General features: G+C 36.2%; 15 protein-coding genes and 1 pseudogene. 15 read left to right on the forward strand and 1 reads right to left on the reverse strand.

Features of this window, described 5'->3' with window-relative positions:
• The first annotated feature begins 6 nt into the window (after window positions 1-6).
• The 15 genes and pseudogenes from RV00_RS11120 to RV00_RS11190 all read left to right on the forward strand — a co-directional run bounded on the left by RV00_RS11120 (window position 7) and on the right by RV00_RS11190 (window position 15,217).
• Window positions 7-1,410 (forward strand): FtsK/SpoIIIE domain-containing protein, encoded by a 1,404-nt coding sequence (locus RV00_RS11120; protein ID WP_001130247.1) that lies wholly within the window; start codon window positions 7-9, stop codon window positions 1,408-1,410.
• A gap of 181 nt (window positions 1,411-1,591) precedes the next feature.
• Window positions 1,592-2,776 (forward strand): MobT family relaxase, encoded by a 1,185-nt coding sequence (gene mobT / locus RV00_RS11125; RefSeq protein WP_000426691.1) that lies wholly within the window; start codon window positions 1,592-1,594, stop codon window positions 2,774-2,776.
• A complete protein-coding gene (locus RV00_RS11130) occupies window positions 2,773-3,045 on the forward strand; it encodes a hypothetical protein (protein ID WP_000055367.1) in 273 nt (90 codons plus the stop codon). The genes mobT and RV00_RS11130 overlap by 4 nt, the downstream gene beginning before the upstream one ends.
• On the forward strand, window positions 3,042-3,263 hold the full coding sequence (locus RV00_RS11135; RefSeq protein WP_001009054.1) for a hypothetical protein: 222 nt from the start codon (window positions 3,042-3,044) through the stop codon (window positions 3,261-3,263). Before RV00_RS11130 ends, RV00_RS11135 begins: the two co-directional genes overlap by 4 nt.
• A gap of 59 nt (window positions 3,264-3,322) precedes the next feature.
• Complete coding sequence (locus tag RV00_RS11140) at window positions 3,323-4,084, forward strand: abortive infection family protein (RefSeq protein WP_000494842.1); 762 nt, start codon at window positions 3,323-3,325, stop codon at window positions 4,082-4,084.
• A 61-nt stretch (window positions 4,085-4,145) separates the two neighbouring features.
• The gene (locus tag RV00_RS11145) at window positions 4,146-4,646 is read left to right on the forward strand and encodes an antirestriction protein ArdA (protein WP_000421245.1); all 501 of its coding nucleotides are present in this window, start codon (window positions 4,146-4,148) and stop codon (window positions 4,644-4,646) included.
• 71 nt (window positions 4,647-4,717) lie between these two features.
• Window positions 4,718-5,743 (forward strand): hypothetical protein, encoded by a 1,026-nt coding sequence (locus RV00_RS11150; protein WP_000234705.1) that lies wholly within the window; start codon window positions 4,718-4,720, stop codon window positions 5,741-5,743.
• A 70-nt stretch (window positions 5,744-5,813) separates the two neighbouring features.
• Window positions 5,814-6,209 carry a conjugal transfer protein gene (locus RV00_RS11155; protein ID WP_000723886.1) on the forward strand — a complete coding sequence of 132 codons (396 nt, stop codon included), beginning with the start codon at window positions 5,814-5,816 and terminating at the stop codon, window positions 6,207-6,209.
• The gene (gene tcpF, locus RV00_RS11160) at window positions 6,193-8,646 is read left to right on the forward strand and encodes a conjugal transfer ATPase TcpF (RefSeq protein ID WP_000941001.1); all 2,454 of its coding nucleotides are present in this window, start codon (window positions 6,193-6,195) and stop codon (window positions 8,644-8,646) included. The genes RV00_RS11155 and tcpF overlap by 17 nt, the downstream gene beginning before the upstream one ends.
• Window positions 8,643-10,670 carry a CD3337/EF1877 family mobilome membrane protein gene (locus RV00_RS11165; protein WP_000192390.1) on the forward strand — a complete coding sequence of 676 codons (2,028 nt, stop codon included), beginning with the start codon at window positions 8,643-8,645 and terminating at the stop codon, window positions 10,668-10,670. Before tcpF ends, RV00_RS11165 begins: the two co-directional genes overlap by 4 nt.
• Complete coding sequence (locus RV00_RS11170; RefSeq protein ID WP_000768374.1) at window positions 10,667-11,689, forward strand: bifunctional lytic transglycosylase/C40 family peptidase; 1,023 nt, start codon at window positions 10,667-10,669, stop codon at window positions 11,687-11,689. Before RV00_RS11165 ends, RV00_RS11170 begins: the two co-directional genes overlap by 4 nt.
• A 16-nt stretch (window positions 11,690-11,705) precedes the next feature.
• On the forward strand, window positions 11,706-12,635 hold the full coding sequence (locus RV00_RS11175) for a conjugal transfer protein (protein ID WP_000584387.1): 930 nt from the start codon (window positions 11,706-11,708) through the stop codon (window positions 12,633-12,635).
• 313 nt (window positions 12,636-12,948) lie between these two features.
• Window positions 12,949-12,996 (forward strand): annotated as a pseudogene (locus tag RV00_RS16890) (hypothetical protein); the annotation flags it as partial.
• Between the two features lie 15 nt (window positions 12,997-13,011).
• The gene (tet(M), locus tag RV00_RS11185; protein ID WP_000691737.1) at window positions 13,012-14,931 is read left to right on the forward strand and encodes a tetracycline resistance ribosomal protection protein Tet(M); all 1,920 of its coding nucleotides are present in this window, start codon (window positions 13,012-13,014) and stop codon (window positions 14,929-14,931) included.
• A gap of 118 nt (window positions 14,932-15,049) precedes the next feature.
• Window positions 15,050-15,217 (forward strand): cysteine-rich KTR domain-containing protein, encoded by a 168-nt coding sequence (locus RV00_RS11190; protein WP_001803271.1) that lies wholly within the window; start codon window positions 15,050-15,052, stop codon window positions 15,215-15,217.
• A 57-nt stretch (window positions 15,218-15,274) separates the two neighbouring features.
• Here RV00_RS11190 and RV00_RS11195 read toward each other — a convergent pair whose 3' ends face one another.
• Entirely contained in the window at window positions 15,275-15,628 is a 354-nt protein-coding gene (locus tag RV00_RS11195; protein ID WP_001227349.1) for a helix-turn-helix transcriptional regulator, read from the reverse strand.
• Window positions 15,629-15,661: the final 33 nt, after the last annotated feature.

Consider the following 15,661-nt stretch of genomic DNA (forward strand, 5'->3'; position numbering starts at 1 on the left):
ATTTTTATGCCATTGCTTCATGACAGAGGAAAGCGAATCAAAGCCAACGATAAGGACTTGGTCTATCATTTTGTGCTGATTTCATTGCTGATAGTTTTTCTAGTCGTTCTACTCCCTTTTCATTGGAGAACGTTACAATCGGTGAATTGGCAAACAGTTCAGTTAGATACATTTTTCTATCAACTGCATACGCCATACTTTTGGAGCAGTATTCTCACTGCTTTTTTTGTATGCGGACTCATCAGCTGGCTCTATTATCACTATCGCATAGATTCTATAAAACAGTTAGAGCACCGTCAAAAGTTAGCTCGTATGATTTTAGAAAACCATTGGTATGAAGCCGAAGAAACTCAATCAGAGGGATTCTTTAAAGACTTATCCAGCAAGAAAACCAAACAACGAATCCGCCATTTTCCTAAAATGTATTACCGAATGAAAGATGGACTGATCCATATTCATGTAGAAATCACTTTAGGGAAATATCAAGATCAGCTCTTGCACTTAGAAAACAAACTAGAAACAGGCTTGTATTGTGAATTAGTGGAAAAAACGTTGAAAGATTCTTATGTAGAGTATGTTCTACTTTATGACACCATTGGCAATCGAATTGGCATTGAAGATGTGGTAGCTCAAGATGGACGTGTCAAATTGATGGAATCGGTCTATTGGGAGTTTGATTCTCTCCCTCACATGTTAATTGCTGGGGGCACGGGTAGTGGAAAATCCTATTTTATTCTCACATTGATTGAATCTCTCCTGCATACAAATGCGAAGCTTTATATTCTCGACCCTAAAAATGCTGATTTGGCAGACTTAGGAGCGGTCATAGATAATGTCTATTACCGTAAAGACGATATGCTGGCATGTATTAGTCAATTTTACGACGATATGATTGCCCGTAGTGAAACCATGAAGCAACACCCGAACTACAAAACAGGAGAAAATTATGCGTATCTTGGTCTACCTGCGAACTTCCTGATTTTTGATGAATATGTGGCGATGATGGATATGTTAGGTCGTGATAGTGCACAAGTTATGAATAAACTCAAACAAATTGTTATGCTCGGACGACAAGCAGGCTTCTTTTTAATTCTTGCCTGTCAGCGTCCAGACGCAAAATATTTTAGTGATGGTATTCGAGATAACTTTAACTTCCGTGTGGCTTTGGGTCGTATGTCTGAAATGGGCTTCGGTATGATGTTTGGAAGCGATACACAAAAACAATTTTTCTTAAAACCCATCAAGGGAAGAGGTTATGTGGATACAGGAAAAAGTGTGATTAGTGAGTTTTATACACCCCTTGTACCAAAAAGGTATGATTTCTTAGGAGAAATAGGAAAAGTCATTCAAAAAAAGCAATCTGAGCCTGTACCGCACGAAGTGAAAGGTACAGGTTCAGACTTGCTTTGATTGGTGTGGCGTTAGCCACGCCAATCCTTTAGCCCCCTCTACCTAACAGGGGGGCACAAATACAACTGAAAACAGGCAATTCTCATCAACCAATGTTGATGGTACAAGGAATTGCGGAAAATAGGAAAGATGTAAACTCAAGGGTCATAGTTTACATCTTTTTTAGATTGGAGGTTTGCGAATGGAAAACGAAAAAATTTGGATTAAGGAATTGAAAGAAAAGCGACTGGCTTATGGCGTTTCTCAAAATAAACTGGCGGTTGCTTCTCATATTACCAGACCTTACCTATCGGATATTGAAACAGGCAAGGCAGTCCCTACTCAACAGGTGAAAGAAGATTTACTGAACGCTTTGGAACGCTTCAATCCCGATAACCCATTGGAGATGTTATTCGACTATGTACGGATTCGATTCCCTACCAATGATGTGTCTCAAATTATCGGTGAGGTTTTACGCTTGAATATGGATTATATGCTACACGAAGACTTTGGCTATTATTCTTATCCCGAACACTATCGTTTCGGTGATATTGTTGTCCTAGTCTCTCATGATGTAAGTAAAGGGGTTTTATTAGAACTGAAAGGAAAAGGCTGTCGGCAATTTGAAAACTTTCTATTGGCTCAACATCGGAGCTGGTATGGTTTCTTTCAAGATTGCATGGAACATAAAGGTATTTTCAAACGCTTGGATTTAGCCATCAACGATAAAACAGGGATTTTGAATATTCCAGAATTGGCAAAGAAATGTAAACAGGAAGAATGTATTTCCGTCTTTCGGAGCTTTAAAAATTATCGCAGTGGTGAATTGGTTCACCGTGATGAAAAACCAGACATGGGAAACACCCTTTATATTGGCTCATTAAAAAGCGAAGTCTATTTCTGTATATATGAGAAAGATTATGAGCAATACGTGAAAAATGATATTGCCTTAGAAGACGCAGAAATAAAGAATCGCTTTGAAATTCGTTTGAAAAACGACAGAGCCACTCAAGCCATGAAAGATTTGTTGGAACATCAAAATGCAGAAAAAACAGCGTTTGAGATTATCAATCGTTATATTCGCTTTGCCGATAAGGACGAAACCAAGCGACGGAGTGATTGGCAAACCAATGAACGCTGGGAATGGTTTATCGGCAAAAATCGTGGAGCATTACGCCTAACCATACAGCCAGAACCTTATTCTTTTGAACGAACATTGAACTGGTTACATCATCAAGTCGCCCCTACATTAAAAGTCGCAAGCATTTTAGATATTCTCAACGGTACAACCATTATTTCCACCATGATTCATGAAGCCAAACTGACAGAAAAACATGAGAAATTAATTGAACAACAACATCTAGGCATGGAGGATTTGATTACATGAGCCTCTTAACAGAAGAATTAAAGAAGTTAGGGTTTCAAGCGTATATACAAAATACAGGGAAATATACGTCTCTCATTATTGAGGGAAAACGGCAAGCTGGTGATACCATCTATACCTATGATTTTTACAAAGTGAGCTTTTATAAGAATTATACCAGTCGAATAACTGTTTATGGAGAGCATTTAACTCCTTTTCAATTATTAAAGCGTGTAAAAAGCTATATCTACTATCGAGAAAAATATCTTAAGGAAAGGAGGACAATCACATGAATTTTGGGCAGAATTTGTACAACTGGTTCTTGGATAATGCACAGTCATTGGTATTGTTAGCGATTGTCGTCATTGGACTGTTTTTAGGTTTTAAACGAGAATTTTCAAAACTTATTGGCTTTTTGATTATTGCTTTAATCGCCGTCGGACTTGTGTTCAATGCAGCTGGCGTGAAAGATGTGTTATTAAACTTATTTAACCGAATCATTGGTGCTTAACAGATATTTTTCATGATAAAATAGGAAGTATATATTTTGTTATGAAAGGATCCATGAATATGTTTACAAATGATCAATTTAAATCTCTTTTAATTAAAACATTAGAAAGAAAGAGCTCTTCAAATTATTATGAAGGAGGTAACGAGATTGTTTCTAAAATGAAAATATCAGAGGTAACTTTAGATGAGACTAACGAGTTTACTTATTATAAAGGATACAAAAGGGATTGGAATACGCTTTGCACCTATCTTAAAATAAGAGCTCCTTTTGATGATTTAGACTTTTTTGAAAGTCATAAAGATTTGCTTACCCAGACAGCAAGCTCCATATATGATAAACAAGGTGATAATGTATTAGTGGATACTATTTTAGTACCACTTCCAGAGAATTACGAAGTAATTAACTTTAGTCAGTTGAAAATTAGTGATGTGATTTCACAAGCTATTGAAGACGCTGAGTCTTTCATGAGTAATGGTGAATATCAACGTGCCTTTGACAGAGTTCACACTGCTTTTCATGGATATTTAATTGAAATACTAAAAAAATATGAAATTACAGTTCCTAGAGACGAAAATCTATCTAAATTATATAGTAGGATACAACAATTAATTGAAAAAGAAATTCAACCTACTGAACTTGCTGATATAGTGAAGACAACGATAAGGTCATCAAATGGAATGATTAGCTCTCTTAATGAAGCAAGAAATAGGCATTCACTTGCACATCCTAATACAAATATTATTGGAAAGAGAGAAGCAAAACTAATAATAGGTATTTCAAGTACAGTTACAGATTATATTAGCGGATACCTTGATAAGTAGCGTCATTAACTGATTGCTACTTTTTTTTTGACTATATTTTATAAAAAGGATGTGATAAGAATTGGAATTGAAAGTCTATGTGGCAAATTTGGGACGGTATAATGAAGGTGAATTAGTTGGATCATGGTTTACTCCACCAATTGATGAGGAAGAAATGGCAGAAAGAATCGGTTTAAATGAGAACTACGAAGAATACGCCATACATGATTTTGAGCTTCCTTTTGATGTGGACGAATACACGCCAATTAGTGAAATCAACCGTCTATGTGAAGCCATTCAAGAAATCGAAGGTACACCTATTTATAATGAACTCAAAGAAATTCAAGGCATGTGGTTTAGTAGCTTGGAAGAATTACTGGAAAACAAAGAGAATATTCATTGTTATAGTGAATGTGATTCTATGGAAGATGTCGCCCGTTATTATGTGGAAGAAACAGGACAACTTGGTGAAGTACCTTCTAATTTACAAAATTATATTGATTATCAAGCTTTGGGACGTGATATGGAAATAGAGGGAAATTATCTTATCACCTCTCATGGAGTATTTGAGTATTCTAATTAACATGGATTACTCTAAACTAGCAATACTGCTATAATAATTTTATACGTTCTGAATTAAGGAGGATTGTTCAATTGGTAATAATAGATGTTTATGGGAAAATAACAAAAATAAAATTGTCAGATAAATTGAAACTATATATATCTAATGTTTCTGATGACTGGAAGGAAAGCATTATAGAAGACATGTTACAAGAAATTCGACAACAAAAAGTTGACATGGCAGATAATTTGAAAAGGTATGGTAAAACATTTCAAACAGAATATTCTATATCTTATTTGAAAGAAATCGTTCACGCCAATGTTGAAGACTATACAAAATATAATTTAGATTCTATTGAGTCATGTCTTCAATGCCTTGTTGATAATATGATATGTCTATTCTTTGACTATGAATATCAGGATATGCCTTTTTTTGATTGGACAAGCAATTGCTTTGATGGTCGTTTTTGTGAAGAGGATTACGCTGAAAAAGTGATGTATTTTAGTAACTTTGTAAATCATGATATACAAAATGGTATTCATATGAACTGCATTTATACAAGTAATATGAATCCTAAAGAGCATACTAGGATATTATCAAATCTAAGTTTTAGAATTGATTCAAACTTTAAAGGGTGCAGGACTACAGACGACTACATTACGGAACTTAAAAAAATGGGCAACCGAATTGATTCTATACTAAAATCGGAAAACGATTATTACAAATTAGATTATATTATGAACGGGATATATAGTGATAATAGTTATAATCAAAATCATTATTTAAAGACTTTTACTTTGTTAGAACTTGTATTATTAAAACCAAATCAGAATACAAATGAAATTGACAAATTACTAATACCTTATCTTGATAAGAAATATGGAGAGGTTTCGAGTGAAGTAGCAAAATTATTAAGACAAATGAGAAATAAAATCGGACATGGTGATTTCAAAGGTTTTAACGAAAAAGCAGAAAAATTCGCTCAAAAATTTATGAAACACTTTCATTTTGACTATACAGAATACAGTAGATTAAATTGGGTATTACTTCATACCTGCTGTCTTTTAGATGATTTACTCAGAATAACTATTTTTCAACAATTAAAAGTCACAAAATAATTATTATTTTATAGAGCAATCACCTATTTTGATTGCTCTTTTTCTATTTTTACGGAAAGGACGTGAAGACATGAAAAAAATAAGAAGTTACACCAGTATTTGGTCAGTAGAAAAAGTGATTTATGCAATTAATGATTTACAACTCCCTTTTCCCATAACCTTTACACAAATGACATGGTTTATCGTTTCTTTGTTTGTCGTTATAATCTTTGGCAGTTTACCACCACTTTCCTTGATTGACGGAGCACTACTCAAATACTTAGGGATTCCCGTTGTCCTCACTTGGTTCATGTGTCAAAAAACCTTTGACGGGAAGAAACCCTATGGATTTTTAAAATCTATTATTACCTATGCTCTACGCCCTAAAATAACCTATGCTGGCAAACAAATACGATTAAATAAAGAAAAAATGAATGAATCAATCACGATTGTAAGGAGTGAACAATTAAATGGCACACCCCATTAAATATATCGAAGATAATCTCGTATTTAATCATGATGGCGAAGTATTTGCTTATTATGAATTAATTCCCTATAATTACAGTTTTTTAAGTTCCGATGAAAAAGTTCAAGTTCATGATAATTTCCGTCAATTGATTGCCCAAAATCGTGATGGTAAGATTCATGCCCTGCAACTAGCAACCGAATCAAGTATTCGAGCGACACAGGAACAATCGAAAAAAGAAATCACTGGACGATTAAAAGAGATAGCTTACGAAAAAATAGATGAACAGACCGAAGCGTTAGTTTCTATGATTGGTGACAATCAAGTGGACTATCGCTTTTTTATTGGTTTTAAACTCTTGCTGAATGAACAGGAAGTATCGGTCAAAAATATTGGCAAAGACATTCAAAAAGCATTTGCGGAATTCTTTCATGGCGTGAATCACAAGTTGATGGGCGATTTTGTTTCTATGCCTATGTCAGAAATCGAACGCTTTTCTAAAATGGAACAGTTATTAGAAAGTAAATTATCCAGACGCTTTCACATTCGCCCATTGGGGAAAGATGATTTTGGGTATATCATTGCCCACCTTTACGGTCAAACAGGGATTCCTTTTGATGACTACGACTACCATTTACCCAAACGATATGAAGATAAAAAAGTGTTGGTAAAGAAATACGATATTATTAAACCCACTCGCTGTTTAATCGAAGAAAAGCAACGCTACTTACGGATGGAACAGGAAGATACTACCACTTATGTGGCGTATTTTACGATTAACAGTATCGTCGGCGAATTGGATTTCCCCAATAGTGAGATTTTTTATTACCAGCAACAACAGTTCACTTTCCCGATTGATACCAGCATGAATGTTGAAATTGTTGCTAATAAAAAAGCTCTGTCTACCGTTCGCAACAAAAAGAAAGAATTGAAAGACTTGGATAGTCACGCATGGGAAAGCGACAATGAAACCAGTACCAATGTGGTGGACGCTTTAGAATCTGTCGACGAATTAGAAACCAACCTAGACCAAACCAAAGAATCCATGTACAAACTAAGCTATGTGGTACGGGTATCGGCAAAAAATCTGGACGAGTTGAAACAACGTTGTGATGAAGTAAAAGATTTTTATGATGATTTGTCTATCAAATTAGTACGACCTTTTGGCGATATGCTAGGCTTGCATAATGAATTTATTCCCTCAAGCAAGCGATATATCAATGACTATATTCAATATGTCACGTCGGATTTTTTGGCTGGTCTTGGTTTCGGAGCTACACAAATGCTTGGTGAAAATTCTGGTATTTACGTCGGTTACAATCTCGATACAGGCAGAAATATTTATCTCCAACCCAGCCTTGCAAGTCAAGGAATTAAAGGCTCTGTGACGAATGCGTTAGCGTCTGCTTTTATTGGTTCATTAGGTGGCGGAAAATCATTCTCTAACAATATGCTGGTCTATTATTCGGTACTCTTTGGCGGACAGGCAATCATTGTAGACCCAAAAGCTGAACGTGGCAAATGGAAAGAAACCTTACCTGATATTGCCCATGAAATCAATATCGTTAATCTCACGAGTGAGAACGACAATAAAGGGTTACTTGACCCTTATGTGATCTTAAAACTCCCGAAAGATTCAGAAAGCCTAGCCATTGATATTCTCACGTTCTTAACAGGCATTTCCAGCCGAGATAGCGAGAAGTTTCCTGTCCTGCGTAAAGCGATTCGGAGTGTCACTCAAAGCGAACAACGAGGGTTGTTATTGGTGATTGATGAATTGCGAAAAGAAGATACACCCATCAGCAATAGTATTGCTGACCATATCGAAAGCTTTGTCGATTATGATTTTGCCCATCTGTTATTCAGTGATGGCAATGTCACCCAATCCATTAGCTTGGAAAAACAACTCAATATTATTCAAGTGGCAGATTTGGTCTTACCCGATTCCAATAGCTCTTTTGAAGAATACACCACCATGGAATTATTAAGTGTGGCAATGCTGATTGTCATTAGTACCTTTGCTTTAGACTTTATCCACTCTGACCGTTCCATTTTTAAAATTGTTGACCTTGATGAAGCTTGGAGTTTTTTACAAGTGGCACAAGGAAAAGCTCTATCTATGCGTTTAGTTCGGGCAGGGCGTGCCATGAATGCAGGGGTCTATTTCGTTACTCAAAACGCCGACGATTTACTAGATGAAAAGATGAAGAATAATATTGGCTTGAAATTCGCCTTTCGTTCCACTGACCTAGTGGAAATCAAAAAGACCTTAGAATTTTTTGGCGTGGACAAGGAAGATGAAAACAATCAGAAACGCTTACGTGAATTAGAAAATGGACAATGTTTAGTTTCAGACATCTATGGTCGTGTAGGGGTTATGCAGTTTCACCCGATTTTTGAAGAGTTGCTTCATGCCTTTGATACCAGACCGCCTGTGCGAAATGAGGGGGAAAAATGACACAAAAACAAAAGAAATTTCTTCACTATAGTTGGATAACGCTCCTTTGTGTGGGCGTTATTTTACTTTTATTAGGCACGCTGGGCAATGCAGTACAAGCAACAGGCTTAGTTGATGAAACCATTGATACAAGCAACGAGTATTCCAAGTATGGTTTAAATCATTATCAGCTTGATTATTATGTGGACAATAGCTGGGGCTGGCTGCCGTGGAATTGGAGTGACGGCATAGGGCAATCAGTGATGTATGGACTGTATGCCATTACCAATTTCATTTGGACGATTTCTCTTTATCTTTCCAACGCCACAGGCTATTTGGTCAAAGAAGCCTACGCCTTGGATTTCATTAGTCAAACGTCTCAAGCGATTGGTGAGAACATGCAGACCATTGCAGGGATTACACCGAATGGCTTTTCCAGTTCGGGTTTTTATGTCGGCTTCCTTCTTCTTTTTATTCTGATTGTTGGAATCTACGTTGCCTATACAGGACTGGTGAAACGAGAAACGACCAAAGCTATACGAGCTGTGTTAAATTTTGTGGTGGTGTTTATTCTATCAGCTTCCTTTATTGCGTATGCTCCCGATTATATTGCGAAAATCAATGATTTTTCCAAAGATGTGAGCACTGCCAGTTTAGATATTGGGACAAAGATTGTCCTTCCCGATACGGATAGTCAAGGCAAAGACAGTGTGGATATGATACGTGATAGCCTATTTTCTGTTCAAGTCAAGCAACCGTGGTTATTACTTCAATATGGCTCAACCGATATAGAAACCTTAGGTGAAGACCGTGTGGAAAAGTTATTGGCTACCAGTCCAGATACAAACAATGGTGAAGATAGAGAAAATGTAGTGATTGAAGAAATTGAAGATCATGACAATACCTATTTAACACTCCCGAAGACCATTTCCCGATTAGGAACGGTCTTCTTTTTGTTTGTATTCAATATTGGTATCTCGATTTTTGTTTTCCTTCTAACAGGAATCATGATTTTTTCGCAAGTGCTATTTATTATTTTCGCTATGTTTTTGCCAATCAGTTTCCTATTAAGTATGTTGCCGAGTTTTGATGGCATGGGCAGGCATGCCATTACCAAGTTATTTAATGTGATTATGACAAGGGCTGGTATTACCTTGATTATTACCGTTGCCTTTAGTATTTCCACTATGCTTTATTCGCTGTCAGCAAGTTCTCCCTTTTTCATGATTATGTTTTTACAAATTGTGACCTTTGCAGGGATTTATTTTAAACTGGGCGATTTAATGAGCCTATTCTCTTTACAAAGCAACGACTCTCAAAACATGGGCAGACAAGTGTTTCGCAGACCTCGTCAAATGATGAATCGACAAACCAGAAGATTTCAACGCAGTATGAGTAAGATTTTTCGTGGAAAAGCAGGGTCAACGAAGCAAAAGACAATGACAACAAAGCAGAATCAAACCAATAAAGCTAACCATACTCGTCAAAATGAACGGACTACACCAAAGAAAGAAACAGCACTTTCCAATGTGAAAAAGCAACAAGGCGGTATCGGGCAACGATTAGGTGAAAAGACAGCCCATGTATTGGACACGAAAAATCGTCTAGTCAATAAAAGAAAGCAGGCTAAACAACAGATACAGGCGACACCAACCCATGTCAAATATGCCCTTCATCAAGGAAAAGAGAATGTCACTCATAATGTAACAGACTTTAAACAATCTATGGCAGATACCAAAGCTCAACGCAAACAACAGCGTATGAACCAGCAGGAGCAAAAACGAAAGAACATTGCTCAAAAGCGTTTGGAGCTGGATAAAGCAAAAGAAAAAAGACGAAAAGAAAACCCATCATCTCCTGTTCAGAATAACCAGCAGCATGTTCGCAAGCGTCAGCAAACCGTCACGCCTGTTTTGTCACAAAACACTAAACGTGAAAATCATCAGCGACCATTGAAAAAAGAGCAAAAACAAAAGACACCACCGAAGCAATTCAATCAGAGGAAGCTAAATAAAAGAACGGATAAGCGAGGACAACAAACATGAAGCTAAAAATAACAGTGATTTGTAGTGTGGTCTTCTCTCTCTTCTTTTTTCTCTTATTATTCCTAGTCATTTTCTTTGCAGATGATACGGACAGTGGCGAAAACAACAAGGATTCTTCTATTTCACAAGGCGGTGTGACCGTTTCACCAGAAGTGTTGGCACACCGTCCGTTGATTGAAAAATATGGTAAGGAATATGGGATTGAAGACTATGTTTCTTATATCTTAGCCATTATGCAAGTGGAATCGGGCGGTACAGCAGAAGATGTTATGCAAAGTTCCGAATCTTTGGGTTTACCGCCCAACAGTTTGAGTACCGAAGAGTCCATCAAACAAGGGGTTAAATATTTCAGTGAATTATTAACCAGTGCAGAACAACAAGGAGTGGATATAGATTCTGTTATCCAATCTTATAATTATGGCGGTGGCTTTTTAAATTATGTGAGGAGTCATGGGAAAAAATATACCTATGAATTAGCCGAACAGTTTTCTAAAGAGAAGTCGGGTGGTCAAAAAGCAGACTATCCCAATCCCATAGCCATACCTGTGAATGGTGGTTGGCGATATAACTATGGAAATCAGTTTTATGTTCAGTTGGTTTCACAATACCTAACCGACACTTCCCCAACAGAATTTGATGATGAAACCGTGCAAGTCATTATGGACGAAGCCTTGAAATACGAAGGGTTTCCCTATGTCTTTGGAGGGGCGTCGCCTACCACCTCTTTTGATTGTAGTGGCTTAATACAATGGGTGTATGACAAAGCTGGCATTTCTCTCCCTCGTGTCGCCCAAGATCAGTATGACGCTACGCAAGAAATCTCTATGGAAGAAGCCCAAGCAGGCGACCTTATCTTCTTTCATTCAACCTATAATGCAGGCACATATGTGACTCATGTGGCGATATATTTAGAGGGAAATCGCTTTTATCATGCAGGCGACCCAATCGGTTATGGCGACTTAAGCAGTCGTTATTGGCAAGACCATCTGATTGGGGCTAGACGTGTTATTCATAACTAAGAAAGGAATGAATCAAATGATTATAAAAATCGAGCGAAAAGAAAAGAAGGAGAAACCAAAGAAATCTAAAAAACCGAGCAAGCAAAGAAAAGTTCCGATGATTAAAGTTGGCACGCATAAGAAATTAACCTTTGTTTTATGGGTTTTATTGATTGGTAGTGTCGGATTTGGAATCTATAAAAATTTTACTGCCATTGACACTCATACTGTCCGTGAAACAGAAATCATTAAACAGCAGATTGTCGATACCAACCAAGTAGAAAGTTTTGTGAAATCCTTTGCGAAAGACTACTTTTCGTGGCAACAATCCCAAGAAGCCATTGATAAACGAAATGAAAAATTGACCCATTATTTGACGGAAGAATTGCAGGTATTAAATGAAGAAATGATTCGTAAGGATATTCCTACTAGTTCTAGTGTGAACGATATACAGGTGTGGCAGGTTTCTCAAGTGAATGAGAACACCTTTGAGGTACTGTTTTCTGTTGAACAAGTTATTACCGAAGACAAAGACAAGGAAACTATATCGTCTAGCTTTCATGTGGTTGTCCATATAGATGAATCAGATAATATGGTTATTATCAAAAATCCGACAATGAGTAAGAAACCTCAAAAATCGGACTACCAACCCAAACAGCTAGAAAGTGACCATACAGTAGATACAGAAACGATGGACGAAATCACTAGCTTTTTAGAAACGTTCTTCCAGCTCTATCCTACCGCCACAGAAAAAGAATTGACTTACTATGTAAGTAATCATGTGTTACCTATGATTAACAAGGAATATGTTTTCGAGGAATTGGTGAATCCTATCTTTACCAGAAAAGATAACCAAGTAATCGTGAATGTCGCTGTGAAATATTTAGATCAAGAAACAAAGGCAACCCAAATCTCGCAATTTGAGTTGATATTAGAAAAACAAGATAATTGGAAGATTGTAAAATAACAAATATTGGTACATGATTACAGATACTTTGTAATCATGTACTCTTTTTGATAAAAAATTGGAGATTCCTTTACAAATATGCTCTTACGTGCTATTATTTAAGTGACTATTTAAAAGGAGTTAATAAATATGCGGCAAGGTATTCTTAAATAAACTGTCAATTTGATAGCGGGAACAAATAATTAGATGTCCTTTTTTAGGAGGGCTTAGTTTTTTGTACCCAGTTTAAGAATACCTTTATCATGTGATTCTAAAGTATCCAGAGAATATCTGTATGCTTTGTATACCTATGGTTATGCATAAAAATCCCAGTGATAAAAGTATTTATCACTGGGATTTTTATGCCCTTTTGGGTTTTTGAATGGAGGAAAATCACATGAAAATTATTAATATTGGAGTTTTAGCTCATGTTGATGCAGGAAAAACTACCTTAACAGAAAGCTTATTATATAACAGTGGAGCGATTACAGAATTAGGAAGCGTGGACAAAGGTACAACGAGGACGGATAATACGCTTTTAGAACGTCAGAGAGGAATTACAATTCAGACAGGAATAACCTCTTTTCAGTGGGAAAATACGAAGGTGAACATCATAGACACGCCAGGACATATGGATTTCTTAGCAGAAGTATATCGTTCATTATCAGTTTTAGATGGGGCAATTCTACTGATTTCTGCAAAAGATGGCGTACAAGCACAAACTCGTATATTATTTCATGCACTTAGGAAAATGGGGATTCCCACAATCTTTTTTATCAATAAGATTGACCAAAATGGAATTGATTTATCAACGGTTTATCAGGATATTAAAGAGAAACTTTCTGCCGAAATTGTAATCAAACAGAAGGTAGAACTGTATCCTAATATGTGTGTGACGAACTTTACCGAATCTGAACAATGGGATACGGTAATAGAGGGAAACGATGACCTTTTAGAGAAATATATGTCCGGTAAATCATTAGAAGCATTGGAACTCGAACAAGAGGAAAGCATAAGATTTCAGAATTGTTCTCTGTTCCCTCTTTATCATGGAAGTGCAAAAAGTAATATAGGGATTGATAACCTTATAGAAGTTATTACTAATAAATTTTATTCATCAACACATCGAGGTCCGTCTGAACTTTGCGGAAATGTTTTCAAAATTGAATATACAAAAAAAAGACAACGTCTTGCATATATACGCCTTTATAGTGGAGTACTACATTTACGAGATTCGGTTAGAGTATCAGAAAAAGAAAAAATAAAAGTTACAGAAATGTATACTTCAATAAATGGTGAATTATGTAAGATTGATAGAGCTTATTCTGGAGAAATTGTTATTTTGCAAAATGAGTTTTTGAAGTTAAATAGTGTTCTTGGAGATACAAAACTATTGCCACAGAGAAAAAAGATTGAAAATCCGCACCCTCTACTACAAACAACTGTTGAACCGAGTAAACCTGAACAGAGAGAAATGTTGCTTGATGCCCTTTTGGAAATCTCAGATAGTGATCCGCTTCTACGATATTACGTGGATTCTACGACACATGAAATTATACTTTCTTTCTTAGGGAAAGTACAAATGGAAGTGATTAGTGCACTGTTGCAAGAAAAGTATCATGTGGAGATAGAACTAAAAGAGCCTACAGTCATTTATATGGAGAGACCGTTAAAAAATGCAGAATATACCATTCACATCGAAGTGCCGCCAAATCCTTTCTGGGCTTCCATTGGTTTATCTGTATCACCGCTTCCGTTGGGAAGTGGAATGCAGTATGAGAGCTCGGTTTCTCTTGGATACTTAAATCAATCATTTCAAAATGCAGTTATGGAAGGGATACGCTATGGTTGCGAACAAGGATTATATGGTTGGAATGTGACGGATTGTAAAATCTGTTTTAAGTACGGTTTATACTATAGCCCTGTTAGTACTCCAGCAGATTTTCGGATGCTTACTCCTATTGTACTGGAGCAAGCCTTTAGAAAAGCTGGAACAGAATTGTTAGAGCCATATCTTAGTTTTAAAGTTTATGCACCACAGGAATATCTTTCACGGGCATATAACGATGCTCCCAAATATTGTGCAAATATCGTAAATACTCAACTGAAAAATAATGAGGTCATTATTATTGGAGAAATTCCTGCTCGATGTATTCAAGATTATCGCAATGATTTAACTTTTTTTACAAATGGGCTTAGTGTTTGTTTAGCAGAGCTAAAAGGATATCAGGTTACCACTGGCGAACCTGTTTGCCAGACCCGTCGTCTAAATAGTCGGATAGATAAAGTAAGATATATGTTCAATAAAATAACTTAGTGCGTTTTATGTTGTTATATAAATATGGTTTCTTATTAAATAAGATGAAATATTCTTTAATATAGATTTGAATTAAAGTGGAAAGGAGGAGATTGTTATTATAAACTACAAGTGGATATTGTGTCCTATTTGTGGAAATAAAACAAGACTACGAATACGAGTGGATACTATACTTAAAAATTTCCCTTTATACTGCCCCAAATGTAAGAACGAAACTTTAATTAATGTTCAAAAAATGAATATAATAACAATCAAAGAGCCAGACGCCAAGACGCAGAGCCGATAATTTGAGAAATGAAACTCTCATCTTATCGGCTCTTTTTGTTTATCTGAATTTTACTGACTAGCCTTCAATATTTCTTGCTTCATTGATACCTTTTGCTAGTGCTTCCATTAAGGATAGTTCTTTGTCTGTAAAGCTATCCATGTATTTTTCTATCTGTAGCCTTCGAGTGCTTTTTATCAAATTATCTGTAGGTAAGAAAAATTCATCAATAGACACATGGAGTAATGATACAAGATCATAAAGCACCTGTGTACTTGGGTGTTGCCCTTTATTTTCTATATTTGTTAAATAACGTGGGTCAATTTCAATGATTGTTCCTACTTGTTCACGGGTGAGACCACGTTTTATTCGAGCCTCTTTAATCGCTAGACCAACGGCTCTAAAATCGTATTTATCTTCTTTTTTACGCATAATAAACCACCTCTATACATTTTACTGTTCCTA

Origin of the sequence: Enterococcus devriesei (assembly GCF_001885905.1) — a bacterium.
GTDB lineage: Bacteria > Bacillota > Bacilli > Lactobacillales > Enterococcaceae > Enterococcus_A > Enterococcus_A devriesei.